Source organism: Lysinibacillus sp. BNK-21 (assembly GCF_048684915.1).
In the GTDB taxonomy this organism is placed as follows: domain Bacteria; phylum Bacillota; class Bacilli; order Bacillales_A; family Planococcaceae; genus Lysinibacillus; species Lysinibacillus capsici.
In genome coordinates this window covers 3871205-3894010 of sequence record NZ_JBLQTS010000001.1, presented here as the reverse complement: position 1 = coordinate 3894010, position 22806 = coordinate 3871205, and the positions used below count along the sequence as shown (strand labels likewise).

Here is a 22806-nt window from a genome sequence, read left to right as displayed (position 1 = left end):
CTAGGGACGAGGAGGAAAAAATATGAAGACAGTTCTAGTCAATATTGTCACTCCCGACGGCCCAGTATACGATTCTGAAGTATCAATGGTAATCGCTAAAACAACTTCAGGAGAAATCGGTGTTCTTGCAGGCCATATTCCAATGGTTGCTCCACTTGCAATTGGTGCAGTGAAGCTTAAAAAAGAAAACGGTTCGACTGATATTGTTGCAGTAAGCGGTGGTTTCATTGAAGTTCGTCCAGAAAAAATCTCAATTTTAGCGCCGTCTGCTGAAATTGCTGAAAGCATCGATGTTCAACGTGCTAAAGAAGCCGTTAAACGTGCTGAAGGACGTCTTCAAAGTAAACAAGACAACATTGATTTCAAACGTGCTGACCTAGCATTAAAACGTGCGTTGAATCGTATCAACGTTCATGAGGGTAATATCTAATTCATTTTTAACGGGCAGATATCGCATCTGCCCGTTTTTTAAGGTGAATAAACATATTGAAGGAGAAATGGAGGATGTTACATGGAAATATATGAAGCGATCGGACAAGAAGCTTTATTGGGTATTTTGTCTCACCTATTTTTTATTGCTATTACTTTTTACGCATTACAAGCTTTTATGATCGAAAAACTATTTAAAAAGAATCGAGTTTTTCAAATTCAGCTCATTTATATTTTACTTAGTATTGCGATAGGCTCAGCAGTATCTAATTTCTTTCTTCAAATATCTAGCTGGTCAGGCAAACTTCCTTATTTATTTTAAAGAATTCGTTGCTTTCTTTCATAAATTTATAGGTCTACATACTTCAAAGGACTTTATAATACCATTTGTGTGGCCCTTTGAACTATGTAAAAAGACGCTAATACATTAAATTCTTATGAATTTTACGCTATTAGCTACCAAGATACCCATTGATAAATGTACGATAATAGGGCCTGCCACTTCATTTTTTATAGAAAAAAGTGAAAAGTTGTTTTTTATTCATATATCTTTGGGTATGTATTAGAAGCGAACGGGTTATTGGTCATTCACAAAAAAAATTTAGCAGCGTACAATAAATAAATAGCAAAAAATCTAATAATGGCTTAAAATAGTGATTTGGACGCTTGAACGAGCGTTAGAAAAGTTGTACTATAGAGTTGTTTGTTTACTGATTATGACATTATACTTCTTTATTAAAATAAAAATTTGGTAGGTTAATAGATTGAATTCGGAGGGACATAGGGTGGATAAAATAATAGTGACTGGCGGCCAAAAACTACAGGGAAAAGTACGTGTAGAGGGCGCAAAAAATGCAGTGTTACCAATCCTTGCAGCAGCTTTACTTGCTTCAAAAGGAGAAAATGTAATTAAAGAAGTCCCTAATTTAGCAGACGTCTTTACAATAAATGAAGTACTTAAAAGTTTAAACGCAGCAGTTACATATATACCTGAAGATAATGCCGTATATATAGATGCAACAAAAGAACTTTCAAGTGAAGCTCAATTTGAATTTGTTAGTAAAATGCGTGCATCTATTTTAGTAATGGGATCTCTACTTGCTCGTAATGGCTATGCTCGTGTAGCACTTCCTGGAGGCTGTGCAATTGGATCACGTCCGATTGAATTACACTTAAAAGGTTTTGAAGCAATGGGTGCAAAAATTTCATTTGGCCATGGCTATGTTGAGGCGAAGACAGAGGGTCGCTTAAAAGGGGCTAATGTGTATTTGGATTTCCCAAGTGTTGGGGCAACTGAAAATATTATGACAGCTGCATCTTTAGCTGAAGGGACAACTGTAATTGAAAATGCAGCGAAAGAGCCTGAAATCGTGGATCTTGCAAACTTTATTAATAGTATGGGTGGCCGTGTAATCGGAGCGGGGACAAATACGATTCGTATCGAAGGAGTCGATACATTATATGGAGTAGAGCATCATATTATTCCTGACCGTATTGAAGCTGGTACATTTATGGTGGCAGCAGCTATTACGAGAGGAGATGTGGTGATTGAAAACGCAGTTCCTGAGCATATGACTGCTTTAATAGCTAAAATGCGTGAGATGGGCGTAGAAATTACTGAGTTGGATGAAGGAATCCGTGTACGAGTTCCCAAAACACTAAAAGCAGTTGATATCAAAACAATGCCACATCCTGGTTTCCCAACAGATATGCAATCACAAATGATGGCGTTAATGCTTACTGCTGAAGGTACGAGTATTATTACAGAAACGGTATTCGAAAATCGTTTTATGCATGTTGAGGAATTCCGTCGCATGAATGCTGGTGCTAAAATAGAGGGACGTTCTGTGTTTATCGAGGGGCCTGTGGATCTTCAGGGAGCTGAGGTAATGGCAACGGATTTACGAGCTGCGGCTGCATTAATTTTAGCGGGTCTTGTATCAGAAGGAATGACACGTGTCACAAAACTTCATCATTTAGATCGTGGTTATGTTGATTTCCATGGAAAATTAGCATCTCTTGGTGCTAATATTGAACGTATTACAGAAGAAGTAGTGACAATTGAAGATGTAACAGTTGAATTGCCTACAAACTAAATAAATTTTAAAACCCTTTGCTTTTTATGCAGAGGGTTTTTGTTTTCTCATAACTACAAGAAATCTAGCATATTATTCCTTATGAAAAAATGGATGATTAGTATAGGTGTCATTTGCTTGATTGGGGCATTATATATGCTTCCTATAGTAGGGTTTAGTGAAAGACAAGAGGCTATCATACCTCAAACTAGTGATAAGAATGCTTGTGAAATATTTATAGAAGTGGAGGGGCAAGAAGAAAAAATCCCTTTGGAAACGTATATTACAGGAGTAGTTGCTGCAGAAATGCCCGTTTCTTTTAAAAAAGAGGCACTGAAGGCACAAGCTATTGCAGCACGCACATATGCGTTGAAAACGACAAATTACGGAAAAATTGCGATCGCCCCAACTGTGGCAAAGCAAGTCTTCTATGATGAAGAACAAAGAAAGGCGAATTGGGCTAGCAATTTCCTGGGAAATGAAAAGAAAATTGTCGAAGCTATCAATGAAACACAAGGACAAGTTATTCTTTATAATAATGAATTGATTACAGCCATGTTTCATTCAACAAGCAATGGTAAAACAGAAAGTGCTTATGGATATGGTGGAAATGATATTCCATATTTGCAAAGTGTTGCAAGTATATCTGATCAAACATCTCCTAAGTTTGAGGCTGAGCAAGAATGGACTTTAGCTCAATGGAATAAGCTCTGGCCTATACAATGGCAACCTAGTGATTTTAATCGTATCCAGTTATTTTATAATGATTCTGGACGAGTAGAACGTTTACAGCTAGGGAATAACGTCTGGACAGGGAGAGAGGTAAGAACGCTCCTTGGTATACCATCAACTGATTTCACAATCATCTTTAATGCCAATAAAAGAAAAGTTCAAGTGAAAACTCAAGGTTATGGGCATGGAGTGGGCATGAGTCAATATGGAGCTGAGGCAATGGCAAATGAAGGGAAAACAGCTGCCGAAATTTTACACTATTATTATCAAGATATTGAAATAAAAAAAATAGATGCATGTTTAAAATAACTTCTAGTTGTTCACACTGCAACTAGAGGTGATGAAAATGAGAGAGGATAAAAATAACAAAGCTTCTCAAAACCAAGATCCAAATCAAAAGGAAAATGGCCAATTACAAAAGAAACCGTGGTTTTGGCCAGTAGTTTACACAGGTGGTGCACTTGTTCTAGCAGGATTGTTATTTGGTTACAATAGTCTCGTATCAAAAGTAGAAGAGGCTCCTTTACCAGATTTAGCTGAAGTAGATCCAGGTCCTGTAGTGGAAACTAATGCACGAACTGAAAACATGAAGTATCCATTCAAAGAAGAGAATTTTAGTAAAGTACAAGTCTTACAAGAATTTTACGAGTTAGAGGCAAATGAAGAGTCTCGTGAAAATGCACTAATGGTATTTAATCAAACATTTACTACATCTTCAGGAATCTCTATTGCTATGAATGGTGAAGAGTTTGAAGTACTAGCTGCTATGAGTGGTAAAGTACTAGAGGTAAAACTAGACGCATTTACAGGCAATAAGATCGTGATCGAGCATCCAAATGGTATGCAGACACATTATAGTTCTGTGAAGGATATCGCTGTTAAAGAAGGCGATGAGGTTACACAAGGTCAAGCATTAGGAAAAGCGACTGACAACGAGTGGAATCAAGCGGCTGGCGTCCACATGCATTTCGAAATTCTTGAAAACGGAAAATATATCAATCCGAAAAAATTACTAGCTTTTTAATGAGAAAAGCTAGTAACGCATAAAAAGTCAGCATTTTATCAAGAAAATGCAAAACGTGTTCTGAATAGCTTTGTCCTCACATAAGGTGAAGAAATGCGCAAATGTGCATCTGATTGCCAAAGCATTTTGTGAAATTGTGTGGAAAGGACGAAGAACGTGCATGAGCACATTCGGAAGCGCTGCATACGCCTCGGTGAATTACTGATTGAGACGCGTGAGACTGTGCGTGTCCTCGCGAAAATGACTGGTTATTCAAAAAGTACGGTGCACAAGGATTTAACAGAGCGATTACCAACAATTCATGAAGGATTAGCTGACCAAGTGAAAGAAATACTCGCCTACCATAAGGCCGTACGTCATATTCGCGGAGGAGAAGCAACGAAAAACAAGTGGAAAGAAAGAGCGAGTCAAGAATGATTCGTTCTTTTTTGCTGTGTTGGACAAGCATAAGTGATGATTTTCTAAGAATAGTAATTCTATATTATAGCCGTTCACTGCCTAAAAAGAAAACAGTCTTATTCACTAAATTTAGGTGAAATTACCAATAGAATATGATAAAATATTCTAGATAAAGAGATAAAATGAACGTTATGTAGTTGGAACTGGCGGGAAGGAGAAATTATAAAATGTTTTCGAAAGATATTGGCATTGACTTAGGGACTGCGAACGTATTAATCCACGTTAAGGGGAAAGGGATCGTCCTCAATGAACCATCTGTTGTGGCGATCGATAAAAAGACAAATAAAGTATTAGCGGTTGGGGAAGAAGCCCGCCAAATGGTAGGGAGAACGCCAGGTAATATCACAGCTATTCGTCCACTAAGAGACGGAGTCATTGCAGATTTTGATGTGACAGAGGCGATGTTAAGACATTTCATCAATAAATTAAACGTAAAAGGATTTTTGGCGAAGCCACGCATATTAATTTGTTGTCCAACGAATATTACAAGTGTTGAACAAAAGGCAATTCGTGAAGCTGCTGAAAAATCCGGTGGTAAAAAAGTATATTTAGAGGAAGAGCCAAAAGTTGCAGCAATAGGTGCTGGAATGGATATCTTCCAACCAAGTGGAAATATGGTAGTCGATATCGGGGGCGGAACGACAGATATCGCAGTTCTATCAATGGGTGATATCGTAACAAGTGAATCCATTAAAGTAGCAGGCGATGTGTTTGATAACGATATTTTGCAATATATTAAAAAGGAATATAAATTGCTGATTGGAGAACGTACTGCAGAGGCAATCAAAATGACAATTGGTACAGTTTTCAAAGGTAGTCGCAATGATACAATGGATATTCGTGGCCGTGATATGGTAACAGGTTTACCACGTACAATTACAATTGAGTCTGAAGAAATTGAACGTGCACTACATGAGTCAGTAGCCATGATTGTCCAGTCAGCTAAAAATGTCTTAGAAAAAACACCACCTGAACTATCAGCCGATATCATTGATCGTGGAGTGATTATAACTGGTGGTGGTGCATTGTTACATGGAATGGACCAGCTATTAATAGAAGAGTTGAAGGTACCTGTTTTCATTGCAGAGAGACCTATGGATTGTGTAGCCATTGGTACAGGTATCATGCTTGAAAATATTGATCGTGTGCCAGCATCCTTATAAAAATAAAATGAGGTGATTTCTTTGTTTAAAGGATTTTATACAGTTGCAACAGGTATGATCACGCAACAAAGAAGAACAGAATTACTTACCAATAATTTATCAAATGCGAATACACCAGGATTTAAGGCAGATCAATCTACAATTCGCTCATTTCCAGATATGCTAATGTCTAGCATTGGAAAAACAAATGCTCCTGCTCACCAACAAGCCGGCGCTGAATATATGAGTCAAGTAGGAGCTTTAAATACAGGGACATATTTACAAGAAACATTGCCAAATTACATACAAGGCCAAATCTATAATACTGATTTTACAACAGATATTGCATTGATTAATGGAAACTTACCACAAAATGAAGATGGGGTTACGGGTTCAATTTTCTTCCGACTAGAACATCCTGCTGGTGGTGAGGCTTACACACGTAATGGTAATTTCACTTTAGATGGGCAAGGCTATTTAGTTAACGGTCAAGGATTATATGTACTAAATGATGCTGGGCAACGTATCCAGCTACCAAATGATGATTTCCGATTAGATGAAAGTGGCGCTATCTTTGTAAATAATCAACAAGTAGCTCGTGTTGGTGTATCATTTGCTGCAAACCCGAACATGCTACAAAAACAAGATAATGGTCTTATTCGTACAGAAAATGGTGAGAACTTGCCAACAGCTTATGGAGCGAATGGTGTTTCCTTTACACTACGTCAAAACTTTTTAGAAGGGTCAAACGTAGATTCTGGTCGCACAATGACAGATTTAATGACTGCCTACCGTGCATTTGAAGCAAATCAAAAAGTATTACAAGCTTATGATCGTAGCATGGAAAAGGCTGTAAATGAAATCGGAAAAATTTAATGGGCGAACAGGAGGCTTTTATCAATGCTACGTACAATGATTACAGCTACAAACACAATGGGGCAATTACAAAACAAACTGGATACCATTAGTAATAACATTGCTAACAGTAATACAACAGGCTATAAAACAAAGGAAGCATCCTTTAATGAATTACTTTATCAGCAATTTAATAATGATAAGCAGGATCGTGCAGAACGACAAACACCTGTTGGTATTCGCTATGGATCTGGCGCAATGATTGGGCAAATTAAATCCAATGAAAAGCAAGGTTCATTACAAACAACTAATCGTGATTTAGACTTAGCTTTCACAAAAGCGAAACAATATTTCAATATTTTGATGCCAGATGGTGAAAATGGAACTGAAACAGTGTATACTCGACAAGGTGACTTTTATTTATCTCCATTGAATAATGGAACAGTTATGCTTGTAACAGCAGAGGGTTATCCAGTAGCTAATGCTGCAGGACAAGCTATTACATTACCAGACACGGTTCAAAAGTTTGCTGTTCGAGATAGTGGGGTATTAGAAGCATCTTATCCAAATGGGGATATTATTCGTACGGATTTAGCTGTAACAGAATTCCAAAAGCCGCAATTAATGGAGCATGTTGCCGGTTCTTATATAGGATTACCTAATAATTTAGCTGAACTTGGCTATACGCAGGCAGAAGTTTTGACAGAGCTTGTGGGAGCCAACCGTCAGCAAATTGGCATGCAAAGTGGTACACTAGAAATGTCCAATGTTAACCTCTCGAAAGAAATGACAGAACTTATTCAAACACAACGTTCTTATCAATTCAACGCAAGAGCGGTGACATTAGCAGATCAAATGCTAGGACTAATTAATGGCATTCGATAGGAAGTTATCCAAAAACGCATAGTAAGGAATGAAGAGGAGTACAATCTATGACAAACGATTCACGTCGACGTTCTGTGCCGACACAAGAAACCGATACGCAACCGCAACCAGAAAAGAAAGAACGCCGCTCGACTGGAGAGCAACGCGAGGTTCGATGGGTGCAAATCCGACTGATTCCGATTTGGTTACGCATTGTAATTATTCTCATTTTAGTCGTTGTTGCCGCAGCATTAGGCGCAATGTTTGGCTTTAGCGTTATTGGAGAAGGCAATGCTATGGATATTTTTAAACGAGAAACATGGCAGCATATATTTGATATTATGAATGGTAAAGAATAACATTATTCTTTACCTTACTTTGTGTATACATACTTTATTTTTGAGGGGGAAATGACATGTTAACTGCAGAACAAATTCAAGCAATTTTACCACACCGCTATCCTTTTTTATTCGTCGATCGCATCATTGAATTAGAAGAAGGGAAACGTGCAGTAGGATTAAAAAACGTTTCAATTAACGAAGATTTTTTTAATGGGCACTTCCCAGGTTATCCAGTTATGCCAGGTGTGTTAATTGTGGAAGCTTTAGCTCAAGTAGGTGGAGTGGCTTTATTAAATGCTGAAGAATTTAAGGGTCGTTTAGCGTTTTTAACGGGTATTGATAATTGTCGTTTCAAGCGTCAAGTCGTACCTGGCGACCAACTTAAATTGGAAGTAGAATTTGTAAAACTTCGTGGCGCAATGGGTAAAGGTCATGGTGTAGCAACTGTAGATGGAGAACTTGTATGTGAAGCCGATATTCTATTTGCAATTGGGCCTGAACAGCCTAAACAAGCTTAATTTGCATTTGTAGACCAAAAGATATAAAATAGATAAAGTCAAGTCAAAAATTGATTAGTAGGTTCTTAAATTGCGATGGTAAATAAGCGATTGTGAATTGAAATAGATGTAATTTTTAGGTTTTACAAACGTAGGAGGATTATTAAGATGTATAAGGAATTGTCTTCAGGTATTAAAATTAGCATTACTCGTTCGATTTCAACATCTTTTGAAACATACTTAGCAAGTATTGGTTGGGATGAAGAGCGCTTTTCCATGGAAGACTTCATTGCAAACTGGCAGACTTATTTTCAGGAGAATGCCGCGTGGATCGAAAAAATCCCTGCTGATACATTGATGAGCGCACAGTTTCATGAAGAAATGGCACAAAAAATCGATGAGGTTATTGCCAAAATTTTAAATGAAGAACCAACAGCACAGCAAGTCGAAACAATCGAGGCATTGCAAAAAGAGCTAGGCACAAACTATAGCTACGACTGTAAAGCAGAGGCAGCATATATTGAACAGTTATTAAAAGAAAAACAAAAATAGTTTGTACAAAAATCGGATAGTTCCCTCCTTTCTCGGGCAATCTATGTAGGATCACAAATACAGTAGATGTATTTGATGACATAGTACCAAGAAAGGAGGTTTTTTACTATGTGGAAAATGTCATTTTTAACCATCATTCTTGCAACTGCATTCCTTGGAGGTTGTAACTGGGGAAATAATGCAGTAGAAGATCACCCTGTTCGAGAAGTCGAGAATGACGTACGTCGAGGAGTCGACGATGTCGAGGACGCATTAGATCCGAATAATCGTGACGATGCATACGATCGCAATAATGTAAATGGGAATGGTGTAGATCGAGGTACTGTTAACGATAATACAACATTACCTGAAGCAACAACACCTGGTTCAAATGCCGATATCAACAGCACAAACGGCTATGACAACACACCAAATGCAAACGGTGTAAATGGTGTTGAACGTAATGACAACATGAACGGTAACAATAATAATGATGTTGTCGACGATAAAGTAAACAACACTGAAAAATACCGTGATGGTATGAATAACCGATAACATAAAAAGAGTGTTTCCTCTGCGGAAAACACTCTTTTTTATACCCATGTAAGCGGGAAATGCCAGAAGCAGAATACTCATGAAGAGTAACTAATCACTAATCAAGCATGGCCCTGAGAAAATTCCTATACTCCTATAATGACAAAACGAACATCTCCAACAGCCTTAAAGGCCTCCCCCTCATAGCAACCACCAAATGAAACCCTCCTTTTTCAAATTGTATTGTACAAAAAAATTACTGCTTGTCCAATAAAAAAAACGATGCAAAAATTCGCATCGTCAGTCATTTTTTAATTTTGGTCGCTTTTTCATATCTTGTGTAAAGCGATCCAGTAAATCCTCTAAAGAAACACCCTCAGAAAGTAGCTCAGAAAGTAATTGTTCTGCATATTTTGATCGTTTAATTTTAAGCGTACCTTTTAATAGGACTGAAACATGATTACCGATTTCTTCAACAGTATGTACGATCACCTGAAAAGGAGCGGGTTCATTATCTGGAAATGAAATAACTGCACGTACATTGAAGACTGTAGCATTTGCTAAGAGCTCATCAAAGGTTGAGCGATATTGTTTTTCCATAAACAATTCAAGTACCCAAGATTGATGGCTATTTTCCTGATTAATAATGATGCCATCGATTAAAGGGAATGGTTGCACGCCATCTTTTGTGACAAGGTCAAAGGAAAGCATTTTAAAGGTTTTCAATATGTATATTCCTCCTAAGTCTGTCATTCTTTTAGTATAACACATGAGGCAGCAGTTGTTTGTGATGCGCACTTGTGACGGTTTTTCAAAAACTGCGAAATTGCAGATTTCATGAAATAGCATTTGCCATTACAGCCTAAAGCATTCAGCTAGAAAATTAACAAAAAATAGAAAAATAAAAATGCTAATTTACCTAATTTATGCACAAAAACTGAAGGAAATTAACAATATCGATTTTTGCGAATGTCGGAATCATTTTGTAAGATGAGAGCAATCAAAAGCAAAGGAGGTGAATGAATGAATCAAGTCGGATTGGTTGGAAGGTTTACAAAAGACCCGGTATTACGTTACTTATCTGGAAATCGTGTGCAAACTCATTTCTCACTAGCCATTAATCGTAATTTTAAAAACAATCAAGGGGAAGTAGATACAGATTTTGTATTCTGTACAGCTTGGGGAAGGCTTGCAGAGAATATCGTTAAATATTGCGGTAAAGGTTCATTAATCGGTGCCACTGGCCGTATTCAAACAAGGTCATTTGTAAATGAGGAAAGCACTAAGATTTTTATGACAGAGATAGTGGTTGAGGATGTTAGATTTTATCAACTTAAACAAAGAGATAGTGACGAAGCAGTTACTATACCGCCACAGCCACCGAATGAACAGGAACACTTAAAGGATTTTGTTTTACCTTAGCAAGTATAGCTTACATACGGGGCAAGAGAACATTCATTGTCTGATCCGCCATTCTCCTTATATTTCTTGCACCGTAACAAACAGAAAGGAATGATGTGGAACACAAATAAAAAACATTGCTGAAGACCGCACAGCAATGGAATTTTCAATACAACTAAATACAAATGATGAAGTAAGTAGGGAAAAGAAGTAGCAAGTTCCACTAAAAGAGCGCCAAGAACTATTTGCTCTTGGCGCATCTCATTATTATATATCTAATGTTATTAAATCGCGGAGTTCTTGATCTTCTAACTCGGTCAACCACTGGCTTGATTGAATAAGCTCTTCGGATAATGCAGATTTCTGCACCAGCATCTTATCAATTTTTTCCTCGATCGTGCCAATTGTCACAAACTTATGGACCTGCACAAATTGTGTCTGTCCGATTCGATATGCTCGATCGGTCGCTTGGTTTTCAACAGCAGGATTCCACCAGCGATCTGCATGTAAAACATGATTAGCTGCTGTTAAATTAAGTCCTGTTCCACCAGCTTTCAAAGAAAGGATAAATATAGGGAAATCTCCTGCCTGGAAAGCCTCTACTAAGCGGTCTCGCTGCTGCTTAGGCATGGCACCAGTTAAAAACGGTGCATCTACATTATATATTTCACTAAAGCAATGTTGTAGCAATTGTCCCATTCCAATATATTGTGTAAAGATGAGACATTGCTCTCCATTGTCCACAATCTCAGCTGCCATTTGTACAATGCGCTCTAGTTTAGTCGAACGCGCAAGCATTGTTTCGGCATCCTCGAAAGGTTCCTTTAAATATAAGGCAGGATGATTACATAGTTGCTTTAATTTACTGAGCATCTTTAAGACGCGTCCCTTTTTTTGAAAGCCTGTTAACTGCTCCAGCTGATCAAGCGTTTCTAAAATATAGCCCTCATAGAGTGAAGCTTGCTCTGTTGTTAATGGACAATATTCATTCGATTCTAGCTTATCTGGTAAGTTAAGCTGTAAATGTGGATCTCGCTTTGTACGACGCAATAAGAATGGCTGAATTTTAGCTCGAAGCTTCTGCTTATGCGACTCTGATTCGTCTCGTTCAATAGGCAAAATAAATTCTTCATTGAAGCGACCAAAACTACCTAGATAGCCCTTATGAATGAAATCAAAAATAGCCCATAACTCAGATAAACGATTTTCTACAGGTGTCCCAGTAAGAGCTATGTGATGGTCACCTAGCAATTTACGAATGGCTTTCGATTGTAATGTTTGCATATTTTTAATGTTTTGTGCTTCATCAAGTACTACCGTTGCCCATTCGATATCCTGTAAAAATTCAGTATCCTGTGACACAGTACCATAGGTTGATAAAATGACATGTGGCCTTTCTGCTGTCACTAGCTTTTTAAACTCTTCATCCTTTGCTCGATTTGCTTGATAATGTGTATGCACAATCAGGGACGGGGCAAATCGAGCAAGTTCTTTTTGCCAGTTCCCAAGTACTGAAGTGGGACAAATAATGATGGATGGCTTTGTGTAAGTTGATGACTCATAAATATGGAGCAAATAGGTAATCAATTGAACCGTTTTTCCAAGTCCCATATCATCAGCTAGACATGCACCGAAACCTTGTTGGCGCATAAAGACTAACCATTCAAAGCCTTCTAATTGATAAGGGCGTAATTCGGTTTGTAGGGACAATGGAATCGAGACGGCAGGTAAGCCTTTCTTCTCCAAAAGTTGCTCCATGTATGCTTTTAATGATTGTTGCATTTCCAATGCAAAGATTGGATCATCTCTCAGTGCATCATCTGCATCTTCTTCCTCAAGAGGGGCAGACAGGTCTTCTGGTAACTCCCTAAATAATAATTCTCGAACAGTCCAACTTTCATCTTCTGCCTGTTGCATCAATTCACGCATTTCTTGCATCCAATTAGCATCTACTCGGAACCATTCAGTACCAATACGAATAAATTCACGTTTCTCATCCACAAGTTTTTTAAATTGCTCAGCTGAAATCGTTTGTCCGTTCATAGAAAACTGCCATTTAAACGTTAAAATATCATCTAAACCTGCTACCTTCCTTGTTGAAACATTGCTAGTTGTAACGCGTACTCGGATTTTGGATTGTTTTAAATCCTTTAGCCATGCTGGCAGCACAACATCAAAACCAAGTGCCTGCAATCTAGCAAGATCTTCCCGTAAAAAAGAGCGAACTTCTAAATCTTCCAGTGTCACACGAATAAAGATATCACTATTGATCGTATCGGTGGATAGAAGTTCTACAATTTGCTGTTGTTGCTGCTTAATTTCAGTCGCAAACATTCGCCACTTTGTAGGTAGTGCTTCTTCAATAGGTAAGGATTGTTTACGAATAGCAGGTGTCCAGTAGTTTTTCGTTGTAGCAGTGCTTAGCACCGTTTCTAATAACCATACATCGGCATCTTCTTCTGGCTCACTTAACCGTAAAGAAACGGAAACAGCTCCAGCTTGACGAGCTTGATCCAATGGCCAGCCTCCACGTAGGAAAAAGGGTAATAACTTTGGTAAATCAGTTAGTATTAGCCCAACCTGTGAAAGCTTCTGCTGTACAGCTGTTTCCAATAATGCTGAATCTATATGATCAATAGGGAAAGTTAATGATGAAAAATCATCTGCAATCACGGCATGTGACCAAAGTGATGGCTCTTGCCAGTATGCTTGTAATGCGTAAACTTTTTTTAACCATTCTATACTTTCTTCATTTACACCACTCCAATTGATGAAAGGGTGCTGGAAGCTTGTTGAAAAAATATCGAGTAACTCAGCTGTAGAAACTTGAATTGTAAAATCTGCTCGATTTGTTAATAATCCATAAACGTTTGCCTCATAAGTAAAGAATAGCGAAGAAATTAATGTATCAACATCGATTGTTGTACCATTTGCAGTAAAACCCTGCAACGTAAAATATCCTTCCCGAGCTACTTCAATACGGAGCTGTTGTGTTTTGGAAAAAGGGGAAGGAGCATTTATTGTCATCATACTAAGTTTCCTTTCTCAATTTCTTCTTGTAACGCACGTAGTCGTTTATATTCTGCACGAATGGTTTGCATATATGTTTCAAAATAAGCTGCTTTACCAGCTCGCTTTGCAGCGCTACGCATACTTTTCCAAATACGCACAGCCTGTTTATAATTTAAGCGTGATTTTTGCGCAATTTCAGCCATTGCATAGACATGATATAAAGGTAAAACAGTTGCAGGTTCAACCTGTAATACATCCTTTAATCCACACATTTCTAAGTAAGAGAGGGATGATGGGTTTAGTTGATGCAGAGCTGCCCATTCCCGATAGCGACCTTTTTTAATTAAAAAACTTGAGAACGGCTGTAGTCCATACACACCAAAGGCACTATACAGCGTTGCTTCCTCTTCCTCCGAAAGCTGAATCTCGTCAAATAAAAGTTGGAATTGCCTTACGTATTGGGCACGCTGAACGACTGGAACGACCTCCTGTAGAAACACTTCAGTCAAAGGTAAAATTGCTCGTAAAATGACTGCTAATGAATTGGACTCTCCAGCACGTTGGGCAAAAGTAGCTAGTTCAAACAAATCCTGCATTTGTGGTAAATCAACCTGTGCCAACTTTTCAAGCAGTAAATCCTCTTTCTGTAATAGCACATAAAATAATAATTTTAGTGATTGTAGAGAAATTTCTGCTGAAGAGTGAACAAGATTATTTATAAATGCCAATTCCTGTTCACGACGAGGCTTCTCATAAAAAAGTACTGCCCATAGTAGCATATATAGACGAAGGCGATTGGCAAAAAGCCCTTGTCTTTCTAATAAAAATTCTCTTACTAGCTCTTGGATGGCATCATAAAATGGATCTGTCGCAAATAGTCGTGATCGATTAGAAAGCTCTGTAAGAATGCTCTCAAAAGATTGCGTGCTTTGTTCGATAAAATATTTCATATAAGGTGAATCTAACGAATGTCCAGGTGTTTCATTTAAATGTCGCCATATCGAATTAAAAATGGTTAGCTCCATATAGAGCTTATAAAGAGGTTGCCATTCACGCTCAAAGGGCATATGTCGACGAAGACGCTCCAAAGCATCAGTTCTTACAGCGGAAAGCCCATAACCTTCTAGTATGCGCCCAGGTGGTAATAATCGTTTCATCACCTCATCCACCATCATCGACCAGCTTTGTGGGCTGCGCTCATCTGCTAAAGATTTTAATTGAACAGATTTTTGTGCACGCCAAGCACTCGACCAATTTTGAACAGAATCAAAATATTGGTAGAGAGCGAGTAAAGCACCTATTTGATGTCGACACCATTTTGCTTGAGGACAGCTACAATGTAGCTCTTCCTTTGAAAAATCAATTTCAACAGAAGCGGGTCTGACATCTTGAACACTTGCATATAATATAGAACTTGCTCCATTAAATCGTTCAAAAACAATGGACTTATTCCTTACTGAAAAGACAGCACGGCGCACTAGTTCCTCATCTTCGGTAGAGGAAGGATGTAACCCTTGTTCAGCTTCTTTTAATTTAGTCAGCACAAATGCTTGATGTTCCTTAGCTAATTGCGATATAGACAATGCCATAACCTCACTCCTTTCATCATGTATGGCTATAGTTAACATTGTTAATTGTAAAAAGGAAAAAAAGACTGTCCTTCCATTATACGATTAAAATGCAGTAATGATAAGCTGAATGATCAGAAAGAAAAAAATGAGGTAAAGATAGTTAACAAGGCTTTTGATTTGTGTTAAAATCTGAATAATCAGATAACTAGGGAGGGATGAAGGATGATGCAAGTTCAATACATGAAGCCGTTTTACACAAAAGTTACTGGAGATAAATTACGTCTCGTATTTGCTTATCAATATTTCTCTATTTTAAAAGAGAATGAGATTTTCCATTTCATTCCCATAGAAGGTAAAGAGATGATCATCAACATGAAGACACAGCAGATTGAAAACTTATCTGAGGTTTTTGTTTTCCAAAAAGGAAATCGCTTTATTCGGTTACCACTTTATCAACTATTGCTTATTACTAATGTTCATGAGCATCTAGCACCAATACTTGAAAGCGCTACACCAAAGCAACAAATTCCGATGGTTTCTACTGTGACGGTTGGTGAAATCGATCAGCTTATTGCAGAGTTAGAGGAGAAAAATTTGGATCATTTGATTGATCAGGCATTACTAGAGAATGATAAAGAACTCTTTTTCGAATTGCTACAGCAAAAGAGCCATCAACTTGGGGGTTTCAAAATTGAATAGATGGAATGTCCAGTAAGCACCTACTTATCATAAATGACAAGCAGGTGCTTTTATTATGTAGTTAATCAACTATAAAATGTTAAAAACACATAAAAAATTAGAAACCATTTCCAATATTAAGGTCAATAGATGAGATGTTGGACCGATATAAAAACAAGAAGGTGGTGAAATTATGCTTGGTAAGTGGTCAGCAACAGGGATGGCAATCCTGAATAATATGAATCGTCATTATGGGGCGATGAGTAAAGCCATGCTACGAATTTCTTCCGGATATCGAATTAATAGTGCAACGGATGATCCAGCTGGACTGGCGATTTCTGAAAAAATGCGTGCTCAAATTCGTGGCTTGAATATGGCAGCTAAGAATATACAGGATGGTATTTCGCTTGTGCAGACGGCAGAGGGGGCACTGAATGAGACACATGCCATGATTCAGCGTATGCGTGAGTTAGCAGTGGAGGCAGCCAATGATACATTAACAGATGATGATCGTAAAAAATTAGATTTGGAATTTCAAGAATTAAAAAAGGAAATCCAGCGGACATCAACCGATACAGAATTTAATACGAAGACATTACTTAATGGGGATTATGAAACAAATGGCATCAAGATTCAAGCAGGCGCCAATGCAGGACAGAGTATCGAATTATTTATCAATGGGATGGGGTCCGAGGAGCTTGGGTTGAAGTATGCTTCTATTGCTACTCGTGAGGATGCGGAAAAAGCTATGTCTTCAATGGATGAAGCCTTAAAACGTGTTTCCAATGAACGCTCACGTCTTGGTGCCTATCAGAACCGCTTGGAACATGCCTATAATGCTAATGTGAACACGGCAGAGAATTTACAAGCAGCAGAGTCTCGTATTCGAGATGCAGATATCGCAAAAGAGATGATGAATATGGTGAAGGCGCAAATTTTAATGCAAGCAGGTCAATATGTTTTAGCCATGCATATGCAACAGGCCCAGTCCATTTTAAAATTATTAGAAGTAGGAAAAAAATGATGAATTTCAATGTTAATTGAAATTCATCATTTTTTAATGTTTATTTTGACAAAGCATCAATTGCTAATTTAGCAGTTGCAGTTGCTTCATCTTGCAATGGGATGACAGCCTGGCGCAATTTTTCTTGAACTGTTGTATAGGATTCAAGAATTGCTACAGCTTGTTCAAACAATGTTACACCATTCCAATCATCAACCTCGACATGACCGATGACAGGCTGATCAACGATATCAGCAAACGCATCAATTTTCGGATCATACGAAATGGCAATAAACGGTGTTGCATAGATTGCCGAGAAAATTAAGGAGTGCAGTCGCATACCTATTAATAGTTGAGATTGACCAATCACTGCGATTTTTTCTTCAATAGATAAATCAGCAGGAGCAATCAAGCTCTTTTCCTTCATAAGTGCTGCTACTTCCTGTGAAGTAATAAAATCATGCTCACCATGCATAGGCAGGAAAACGATTTGCTCACCCTGACGTACTAATTCATCTAGGCTGTGTGCAATTTTTTCCTTGTAGGCAACAGCGGATGGCCAATCTCGAACGCTTACAGAGATATAGCTATCGGCTGACAAAGAGATATTTTCTAGCCACTCACAATGAAAATCATTACCGTTAAGTCCCATAACAGGATCTGGTACGATCTTTGTTTCTTTTCGCACACCGATCTCTGTTAAAAGAGCTAGAGAGGCTCTATCTCTGACTGTTATTTGTTCGACCTTATTAAAAACTGTACGAACAATAAATTTACTAAGTGGGTGATTAATCGGGCCCATACCTTGGGCGTAAACAAATACTGGCTTCTTCAACCATTTTGCGATTTGAATAACGCCCGCATAGTAAGGAATCGTTTTCATGCCTGTTTGATCCTGCATGAGACTACCGCCACCACTAATCAGTCCATCTGCTGTTTTAAGTAATTGACGAATTTCTTTCATTTTCCAACGGTTAATGGCTTTGACACCATATGTTTGCTCAGTAGCTGCTGGATTATTAGATAATACCGTGATTTCTATATCACTTTGCCACTTTTTTAAAGATTGGATAATGGACAGTAGAATGGCATCATCTCCGACATTATCAAATCCATAATAGCCAGATAAAACAACGTGCATTATGACCACCTCGCGATTGCCTTAGAAACCCAACGATAACCGATTTTGAAGATTAGGATAAACACAAGTCCTACTACAAGACCTAGAGATACACTGTATAGTGTACGTAATACAGAAACAGCTACTGGGATGTGTAGATGGGTAAATGTATTCATGATGGATAAGAAACCGATAACACCTGGTACTAGGAGAATACTTCCCCATTTTCGATTAATACCCATTACATATAGCGCTAAAATGAAGAATGGGAAACCAATTAAAAATTCCTTTGTTCTTGGTCGAACATACAATGTATTTTCTAGCCATTGTCTAAAGGCTAATTCCATATCACTTACAGAGCCAGAGTTACCTGTTCGGCTAATGTAAAATAATCCGACACCTGCCAACACAACGAGTAGTAGCACATGCCAATATTTTAATTCTTTATTTAACAATGTTACCGTATTTGATAAAGAGTTCTTAATGTTTTGTTCAGCTAGTCGGTTTATCTCAATCACTGTAAATAGTAAAACACCCATAATGGGAATAAGATAAACAAGCTTAACCCCTTTAAATACAGCAAAGCCTGTCATAAAGGCATTACCATTCAATAAGCCAATGACAATAACAATGCCAATTACACTAATTGCTACTGCCTTTAAGTATTGGATCAATATGTTAGACACCTTCGTAGAACCTTGCGCTGATTTGATGACTGCATAGGTTGGTGCAAGGACTGCAATAATGAGTGCAAATGCTTGTAAAAACAGAGTACTTTTCAGGATAAAGTACGCAATTGCTAGTACAGCCATAAAGCCAGCTGCTGCGATACGAAGAGGCATCCATTTTACTAATTCTGAAATGATAAAGGTAAATAAAATACCTGCTACTAATACGGCTGCTGTGACCCAAGCTGGCACTACTACTTTATCAAATAGCTTTGGTTCACCTGCTTTGAAATGATCTGGCATTGTGTCATGCACACCATTTAAATAATCAATCGTTTCTTCTACATTTTCTTTGGCATTACCTGTTGTTTTAATATGATAGAAAATAGAGCGAATATTACGCTCTTTGACAGCTCGTGTTGTACGGTCAATACTTGCATTTAGCTTTAATTTAGTCTCTCTATTGACATTGATGCTATGCAAACGAATCATATTGTAATCCGTCATTTGAGCGATTTTACTTTCGCCTTTAAGTGGGTTACTTTCAATTGTGTAGAAGTAATAGCCAGCATCATTTAATTTTTCAACTAATTGATTGCCGTCTTCTTGTCCAAAACCAATAGCTTCATCACCTTGACCAAGTAAGCGGCCTGCTGAAGCCTCTTTTAAATCGACTAATTGATTGACCAACTTTTCGTTAGCTACTTCATTATCTGCATTTTCCACCTTAAAGATGTGAGCTAGTCCATGCTTACTAATCATGTCAATAGCAGGCTGATCATAGCCAATTGGAGTTTTTAAATCAAAATTGTGGTTAGAAGCAGGAAGGAAATAGAAAGCTTCTTCTCCTATTTGTACTTCCTCTGGTTCAACGCTCTCCATGATCAGTTTTTGGTAGCTTTCGTTTTCAGGCACTCGAATATAATAGCCGCTATTAGTGATATCAACAGCATCTTTATAAGGTGTAAACAATAATTGGGCTGCTAACTCACTTTCTTTATAAACGGTAATTAGGTTTTGCTTTTCCATTTCCTTTAATGTTAAGGGCTCTAGACTCACAGTATTCAGCCCAGCATCCTTTAAGGAGGAAAGAATTTCATCCATTGTTAGGTCGCTATTTTTTTCTGCGGTTTGTATTTCATCATAGGGAATAACAATCTCATAAGCATCATTCGATTGCTCCGCATTCCACCTCTTCATAATACCTGTAGAGGAAACGACGAGTAAAAGAACAATGATTCCCCAAAGCCATTTCTGTTTTGACATAAGTGTCCTACCTCTCTTATTTATGAAAATCTTTTTCCGATAACAGGGATTTTCTTTAAATCTTGTTTATGAATAGCTTTCATCAGCCATAGTAGAAGGAAGTAAAGAGCTCCACCAACTACGATTGCGACAGTTAGATAGCCCATTGCCGACATTCTTGACCAATGTGTAAAGTCAAGCCAAAGTGTTGGTAATCCAACTGCTGCTCCCATTACAATTGAAGACACAATCATTTTCACCGTATCTTTTCTAAGGACAGTAAAGCGAATCGTACGATAAATAAAGACAGAATTCACAATAAATAACACAAAATACACTAGCAAAGTTGCATAGGCAGCACCATCTAAACCAAATGCTTGAATAAGGAAGATGTTAGAAAAGACCTTAAGGACAACACCGCTCAAAATAATGAGAGCTCCTGTTTTGGCAGCATTCATGCCCTGTAGAATACCTGTTCCTAGCAAAGTTAGTGATGTAAAGACAGAGCTGAGATTGATGATGGCTAACATTAAGCTTCCCTCTAAGTCTTTAAAAAGAGCTAGATTTAAAGGCAAGGTTAAGGCTAGTAGCCCAATCGCAGCTGGCCATGAAATAAGATGTGTCATACGATGAGTTTGCTCAATAATAGTGCGTGTTTCATCCAATTTACGCTCAGCTAGCTTCGTTGTAATCAAAGGCACAAGCGGCAAGATAATTGAAGAAGCAAAAACAGTCGTAATTTGAACTAATGTTAGTCCTCGACCATAAATACCATAAAGGTAGCTAATCTCACTCGCATCTGCACCAGCACTTCTTAAGCCATATGTAACCGTAAAGGAATCAACAAAGTTAAAGAGTGCCATTGTCACAGAACCGATCGCAATGGGAATAGAAATCTTTAAAATGGTTTTACTGTATTTAGAGAAATCCTTACCAGAATATTTCTCCTTACTCGTCACTTTTACCGAAGAACGGAAATATTTAAAGAGTAAATAGAAAAGTGAACCGAGGGCTCCTAATACAGAGCCTGCCATAATTCCACCAGCTACGATATCATTTGAATAATCCATTGCTACTAGGAAATACGCAACAATTAAAATTAATGCAACACGTACTAACTGCTCAATCACTTGAGAAATGGCAGTAGGTCGCATATCCCCAAAACCTTGGAAAAATCCACGATAGACAGCCATATAGGGGGCTACCAGTAATGTAAGGGCAACAATAATTAAGGCAATCTCTGTTGAAGGTCCACCAAGTGCATTCGCTATCTGCTCTGAAAAGCCGTAAATGATTGTAAAACTAATGACGCCAAAGGATAATGCAAGGATTCTTGCAGTCACATAAATTTTCTTAATTTTAGCAGTATCATGACTCGTCCTAGCTTCGGCTATTAGCTTAGAAATAGCGATAGGGATACCCGCAACGGATAAATAAAGTGCTACCATATAAACAGGATAGACAAGACTAAAAATACCAAGTACTTCATCACCAGCAATATTTTGAAGTGGTATACGGAAGATACTTCCGATTACTTTGGAAAGTAAGGTGGCAATCGTCAGGATGAGTGTACTTTTAACAAATGTTGACTGACTCATTTTGTTTTGCCCTGACCTTTAAGCTTTAATGCAAATACCTTTAAAGCAAAGCGAGGGAGTACAAGCATTCTTCCAAACCGACTCGGCTGGCGTAACAGTCGATAGAGCCATTCAAGATTTAACTTTTGCCAAATTACTGGTGCACGTTTTACAGTACCAGCGATGACATCGAAGGAGCCACCTACACCGATAAATACACCCTTTGAAAATTTTTCAAGGTTTTCTGTTATCCATTTTTCCTGTCTTGGTACACCTAATGCCACAAATACAAGATCAGGCTGTAAAGTTGCAATTTCTTTTGCAAAATCATTATTATTCCAGTCGAAGTAGCCATCATGATAGCCAACGACATCAACGTTTGGATAGTTCTTATGAATATTGGCAACCGTCTTTTCGATAGTTTCCTTTTGAGCACCTAGTAAATAGATTTTAAAATGCTTTTGCTGACCAACCTCTAACAGACGTACCATCGTATCATAGCCAGTTACGCGCTCTGGAAGTGAATCTCCAAGGATTTGTGCAGCCTTAACGACACCAATGCCATCTGCACAAATGTATGTTGCCTGCTTTAAGTAATTCATGACAGTTGGATTTTCATTTGCCTGCATGACAACTTCAGGATTGGCTGTCACAACGAAAGTTTTTTCTTGCTGTTCAATACGATTAACGAGTAAATCAACAAACCCTTGTTGACTAATATGTAAAAAGGGTACGCCCATAATCGTTACATGCCTCATATAGTGTTCAAACCTTTCTGTAATTCCATTTTCACTGCAATCTATCATACCACAAAAGCAATATTGACAGGAAATTTTCGATAATGGGTTTAACGATGATTACCTAGAGTATAGCTCTTATTAGTAACGATTTTTACATGGTATAGCAATCGTCCTATTAAGCTTTTTTAGGACACTATTTTGACGTAGAATTTACTAAATTTTAGGGGAATAGTATGAAAATTATATCCTGAAATTTCGAGTTTCTTCTATTATATAGCGCTTTCATCTCGGCGATAAAAAATGACTAA

Annotated in this window: 23 protein-coding genes; 16 read left to right on the top strand and 7 right to left on the bottom strand. The window is 37.9% G+C overall.

What is annotated here, in order from left to right:
* Nucleotides 1-22 precede the first annotated feature (22 nt).
* The 13 genes from ACMGGO_RS19660 (at nucleotide 23) to ACMGGO_RS19600 (ending at nucleotide 9504) form a co-directional block, all read left to right on the top strand.
* A complete protein-coding gene (locus ACMGGO_RS19660; protein ID WP_004269480.1) occupies nucleotides 23-430 on the top strand; it encodes a F0F1 ATP synthase subunit epsilon in 408 nt (135 codons plus the stop codon).
* A gap of 81 nt (nucleotides 431-511) precedes the next feature.
* On the top strand, nucleotides 512-751 hold the full coding sequence (locus ACMGGO_RS19655) for a DUF1146 family protein (protein ID WP_004269481.1): 240 nt from the start codon (nucleotides 512-514) through the stop codon (nucleotides 749-751).
* Nucleotides 752-1214: 463 nt separating this feature from the next.
* Nucleotides 1215-2525 carry a UDP-N-acetylglucosamine 1-carboxyvinyltransferase gene (gene murA / locus ACMGGO_RS19650; RefSeq protein ID WP_048395622.1) on the top strand — a complete coding sequence of 437 codons (1311 nt, stop codon included), beginning with the start codon at nucleotides 1215-1217 and terminating at the stop codon, nucleotides 2523-2525.
* Between the two features lie 81 nt (nucleotides 2526-2606).
* Nucleotides 2607-3545: a stage II sporulation protein D gene (spoIID, locus tag ACMGGO_RS19645; RefSeq protein ID WP_048395630.1), complete on the top strand. Its 939-nt coding sequence runs from the start codon at nucleotides 2607-2609 to the stop codon at nucleotides 3543-3545.
* A 37-nt stretch (nucleotides 3546-3582) separates the two neighbouring features.
* Nucleotides 3583-4260: a M23 family metallopeptidase gene (locus ACMGGO_RS19640; RefSeq protein WP_048395635.1), complete on the top strand. Its 678-nt coding sequence runs from the start codon at nucleotides 3583-3585 to the stop codon at nucleotides 4258-4260.
* A gap of 156 nt (nucleotides 4261-4416) precedes the next feature.
* Nucleotides 4417-4677 (top strand): sporulation transcriptional regulator SpoIIID, encoded by a 261-nt coding sequence (locus tag ACMGGO_RS19635; protein ID WP_004269485.1) that lies wholly within the window; start codon nucleotides 4417-4419, stop codon nucleotides 4675-4677.
* Between the two features lie 209 nt (nucleotides 4678-4886).
* Complete coding sequence (locus ACMGGO_RS19630) at nucleotides 4887-5882, top strand: rod shape-determining protein (RefSeq protein ID WP_004269486.1); 996 nt, start codon at nucleotides 4887-4889, stop codon at nucleotides 5880-5882.
* A 21-nt stretch (nucleotides 5883-5903) separates the two neighbouring features.
* Nucleotides 5904-6737 carry a flagellar hook-basal body protein gene (locus ACMGGO_RS19625; protein WP_420282147.1) on the top strand — a complete coding sequence of 278 codons (834 nt, stop codon included), beginning with the start codon at nucleotides 5904-5906 and terminating at the stop codon, nucleotides 6735-6737.
* Nucleotides 6738-6761: 24 nt separating this feature from the next.
* The gene (locus ACMGGO_RS19620) at nucleotides 6762-7601 is read left to right on the top strand and encodes a flagellar hook-basal body protein (protein WP_420282146.1); all 840 of its coding nucleotides are present in this window, start codon (nucleotides 6762-6764) and stop codon (nucleotides 7599-7601) included.
* Nucleotides 7602-7648: 47 nt separating this feature from the next.
* Complete coding sequence (locus ACMGGO_RS19615) at nucleotides 7649-7939, top strand: DNA-directed RNA polymerase subunit beta (RefSeq protein ID WP_420282145.1); 291 nt, start codon at nucleotides 7649-7651, stop codon at nucleotides 7937-7939.
* Between the two features lie 56 nt (nucleotides 7940-7995).
* Complete coding sequence (gene fabZ / locus ACMGGO_RS19610) at nucleotides 7996-8439, top strand: 3-hydroxyacyl-ACP dehydratase FabZ (RefSeq protein WP_420282144.1); 444 nt, start codon at nucleotides 7996-7998, stop codon at nucleotides 8437-8439.
* A 147-nt stretch (nucleotides 8440-8586) separates the two neighbouring features.
* On the top strand, nucleotides 8587-8970 hold the full coding sequence (locus ACMGGO_RS19605) for a hypothetical protein (RefSeq protein WP_048395640.1): 384 nt from the start codon (nucleotides 8587-8589) through the stop codon (nucleotides 8968-8970).
* 108 nt (nucleotides 8971-9078) lie between these two features.
* Nucleotides 9079-9504, top strand: a complete 426-nt coding sequence (locus ACMGGO_RS19600) for a hypothetical protein (RefSeq protein WP_048395642.1) — start codon at nucleotides 9079-9081, stop codon at nucleotides 9502-9504.
* Nucleotides 9505-9783: 279 nt separating this feature from the next.
* Here the strand turns inward: ACMGGO_RS19600 and ACMGGO_RS19595 are convergent, their stop codons facing one another.
* A complete protein-coding gene (locus ACMGGO_RS19595) occupies nucleotides 9784-10209 on the bottom strand; it encodes a YwpF family protein (RefSeq protein ID WP_369579435.1) in 426 nt (141 codons plus the stop codon).
* 297 nt (nucleotides 10210-10506) lie between these two features.
* On the opposite strand from ACMGGO_RS19595, the gene ACMGGO_RS19590 reads away from it, so the two are divergent.
* Entirely contained in the window at nucleotides 10507-10905 is a 399-nt protein-coding gene (locus ACMGGO_RS19590) for a single-stranded DNA-binding protein (protein ID WP_004269495.1), read from the top strand.
* A 246-nt stretch (nucleotides 10906-11151) separates the two neighbouring features.
* On the opposite strand, the gene ACMGGO_RS19585 is transcribed toward ACMGGO_RS19590, so the two are convergent.
* Nucleotides 11152-13914 carry a DEAD/DEAH box helicase gene (locus ACMGGO_RS19585; protein WP_288582623.1) on the bottom strand — a complete coding sequence of 921 codons (2763 nt, stop codon included), beginning with the start codon at nucleotides 13912-13914 and terminating at the stop codon, nucleotides 11152-11154.
* On the bottom strand, nucleotides 13911-15485 hold the full coding sequence (locus tag ACMGGO_RS19580; RefSeq protein WP_288582625.1) for a hypothetical protein: 1575 nt from the start codon (nucleotides 15483-15485) through the stop codon (nucleotides 13911-13913). The genes ACMGGO_RS19585 and ACMGGO_RS19580 overlap by 4 nt, the downstream gene beginning before the upstream one ends.
* A 204-nt stretch (nucleotides 15486-15689) precedes the next feature.
* Here ACMGGO_RS19580 and ACMGGO_RS19575 point away from each other — a divergent pair, with 204 nt between their 5' ends.
* Together ACMGGO_RS19575 and ACMGGO_RS19570 are read left to right on the top strand one after the other, a co-directional pair.
* Nucleotides 15690-16166 (top strand): IDEAL domain-containing protein, encoded by a 477-nt coding sequence (locus tag ACMGGO_RS19575; protein ID WP_004269498.1) that lies wholly within the window; start codon nucleotides 15690-15692, stop codon nucleotides 16164-16166.
* A gap of 172 nt (nucleotides 16167-16338) precedes the next feature.
* A complete protein-coding gene (locus tag ACMGGO_RS19570) occupies nucleotides 16339-17169 on the top strand; it encodes a flagellin (protein WP_387255774.1) in 831 nt (276 codons plus the stop codon).
* A gap of 40 nt (nucleotides 17170-17209) precedes the next feature.
* Here the strand turns inward: ACMGGO_RS19570 and csaB are convergent, their stop codons facing one another.
* Genes csaB through ACMGGO_RS19550 form a run of 4 tightly spaced genes read right to left on the bottom strand, consistent with a single transcriptional unit; the run spans nucleotide 17210 to nucleotide 22516 of the window.
* Nucleotides 17210-18289 (bottom strand): polysaccharide pyruvyl transferase CsaB, encoded by a 1080-nt coding sequence (gene csaB / locus ACMGGO_RS19565; protein WP_387255772.1) that lies wholly within the window; start codon nucleotides 18287-18289, stop codon nucleotides 17210-17212.
* Nucleotides 18289-20202, bottom strand: coding sequence for a DUF5693 family protein (locus tag ACMGGO_RS19560; protein WP_054548721.1), 1914 nt, complete (start codon nucleotides 20200-20202; stop codon nucleotides 18289-18291). The genes csaB and ACMGGO_RS19560 overlap by 1 nt, the downstream gene beginning before the upstream one ends.
* Before the next feature lie 20 nt (nucleotides 20203-20222).
* Nucleotides 20223-21779 (bottom strand): putative polysaccharide biosynthesis protein, encoded by a 1557-nt coding sequence (locus tag ACMGGO_RS19555; protein WP_387255768.1) that lies wholly within the window; start codon nucleotides 21777-21779, stop codon nucleotides 20223-20225.
* A complete protein-coding gene (locus tag ACMGGO_RS19550) occupies nucleotides 21776-22516 on the bottom strand; it encodes a WecB/TagA/CpsF family glycosyltransferase (protein WP_279493895.1) in 741 nt (246 codons plus the stop codon). The genes ACMGGO_RS19555 and ACMGGO_RS19550 overlap by 4 nt, the downstream gene beginning before the upstream one ends.
* Nucleotides 22517-22806: the final 290 nt, after the last annotated feature.

Bases quoted from the DNA above. Each gene is read 5' to 3' on its own strand.
- ACMGGO_RS19560 (WP_054548721.1), bottom strand. From the start codon at position 20,202: ATGTCAAAACAGAAATGGCTTTGGGGAATCATTGTTCTTTTACTCGTC.
- csaB (WP_387255772.1), bottom strand. From the start codon at position 18,289: ATGCACGTTGTTTTATCTGGCTATTATGGATTTGATAATGTCGGAGAT.
- ACMGGO_RS19575 (WP_004269498.1), top strand. From the start codon at position 15,690: ATGATGCAAGTTCAATACATGAAGCCGTTTTACACAAAAGTTACTGGA.
- ACMGGO_RS19590 (WP_004269495.1), top strand. From the start codon at position 10,507: ATGAATCAAGTCGGATTGGTTGGAAGGTTTACAAAAGACCCGGTATTA.
- ACMGGO_RS19660 (WP_004269480.1), top strand. From the start codon at position 23: ATGAAGACAGTTCTAGTCAATATTGTCACTCCCGACGGCCCAGTATAC.
- ACMGGO_RS19615 (WP_420282145.1), top strand. From the start codon at position 7,649: ATGACAAACGATTCACGTCGACGTTCTGTGCCGACACAAGAAACCGAT.
- ACMGGO_RS19550 (WP_279493895.1), bottom strand. From the start codon at position 22,516: ATGAGGCATGTAACGATTATGGGCGTACCCTTTTTACATATTAGTCAA.
- ACMGGO_RS19580 (WP_288582625.1), bottom strand. From the start codon at position 15,485: ATGGCATTGTCTATATCGCAATTAGCTAAGGAACATCAAGCATTTGTG.
- ACMGGO_RS19630 (WP_004269486.1), top strand. From the start codon at position 4,887: ATGTTTTCGAAAGATATTGGCATTGACTTAGGGACTGCGAACGTATTA.
- ACMGGO_RS19605 (WP_048395640.1), top strand. From the start codon at position 8,587: ATGTATAAGGAATTGTCTTCAGGTATTAAAATTAGCATTACTCGTTCG.
- ACMGGO_RS19555 (WP_387255768.1), bottom strand. From the start codon at position 21,779: ATGAGTCAGTCAACATTTGTTAAAAGTACACTCATCCTGACGATTGCC.
- ACMGGO_RS19640 (WP_048395635.1), top strand. From the start codon at position 3,583: ATGAGAGAGGATAAAAATAACAAAGCTTCTCAAAACCAAGATCCAAAT.
- fabZ (WP_420282144.1), top strand. From the start codon at position 7,996: ATGTTAACTGCAGAACAAATTCAAGCAATTTTACCACACCGCTATCCT.
- spoIID (WP_048395630.1), top strand. From the start codon at position 2,607: ATGAAAAAATGGATGATTAGTATAGGTGTCATTTGCTTGATTGGGGCA.
- ACMGGO_RS19585 (WP_288582623.1), bottom strand. From the start codon at position 13,914: ATGATGACAATAAATGCTCCTTCCCCTTTTTCCAAAACACAACAGCTC.
- ACMGGO_RS19600 (WP_048395642.1), top strand. From the start codon at position 9,079: ATGTGGAAAATGTCATTTTTAACCATCATTCTTGCAACTGCATTCCTT.
- ACMGGO_RS19570 (WP_387255774.1), top strand. From the start codon at position 16,339: ATGCTTGGTAAGTGGTCAGCAACAGGGATGGCAATCCTGAATAATATG.
- ACMGGO_RS19620 (WP_420282146.1), top strand. From the start codon at position 6,762: ATGCTACGTACAATGATTACAGCTACAAACACAATGGGGCAATTACAA.
- ACMGGO_RS19655 (WP_004269481.1), top strand. From the start codon at position 512: ATGGAAATATATGAAGCGATCGGACAAGAAGCTTTATTGGGTATTTTG.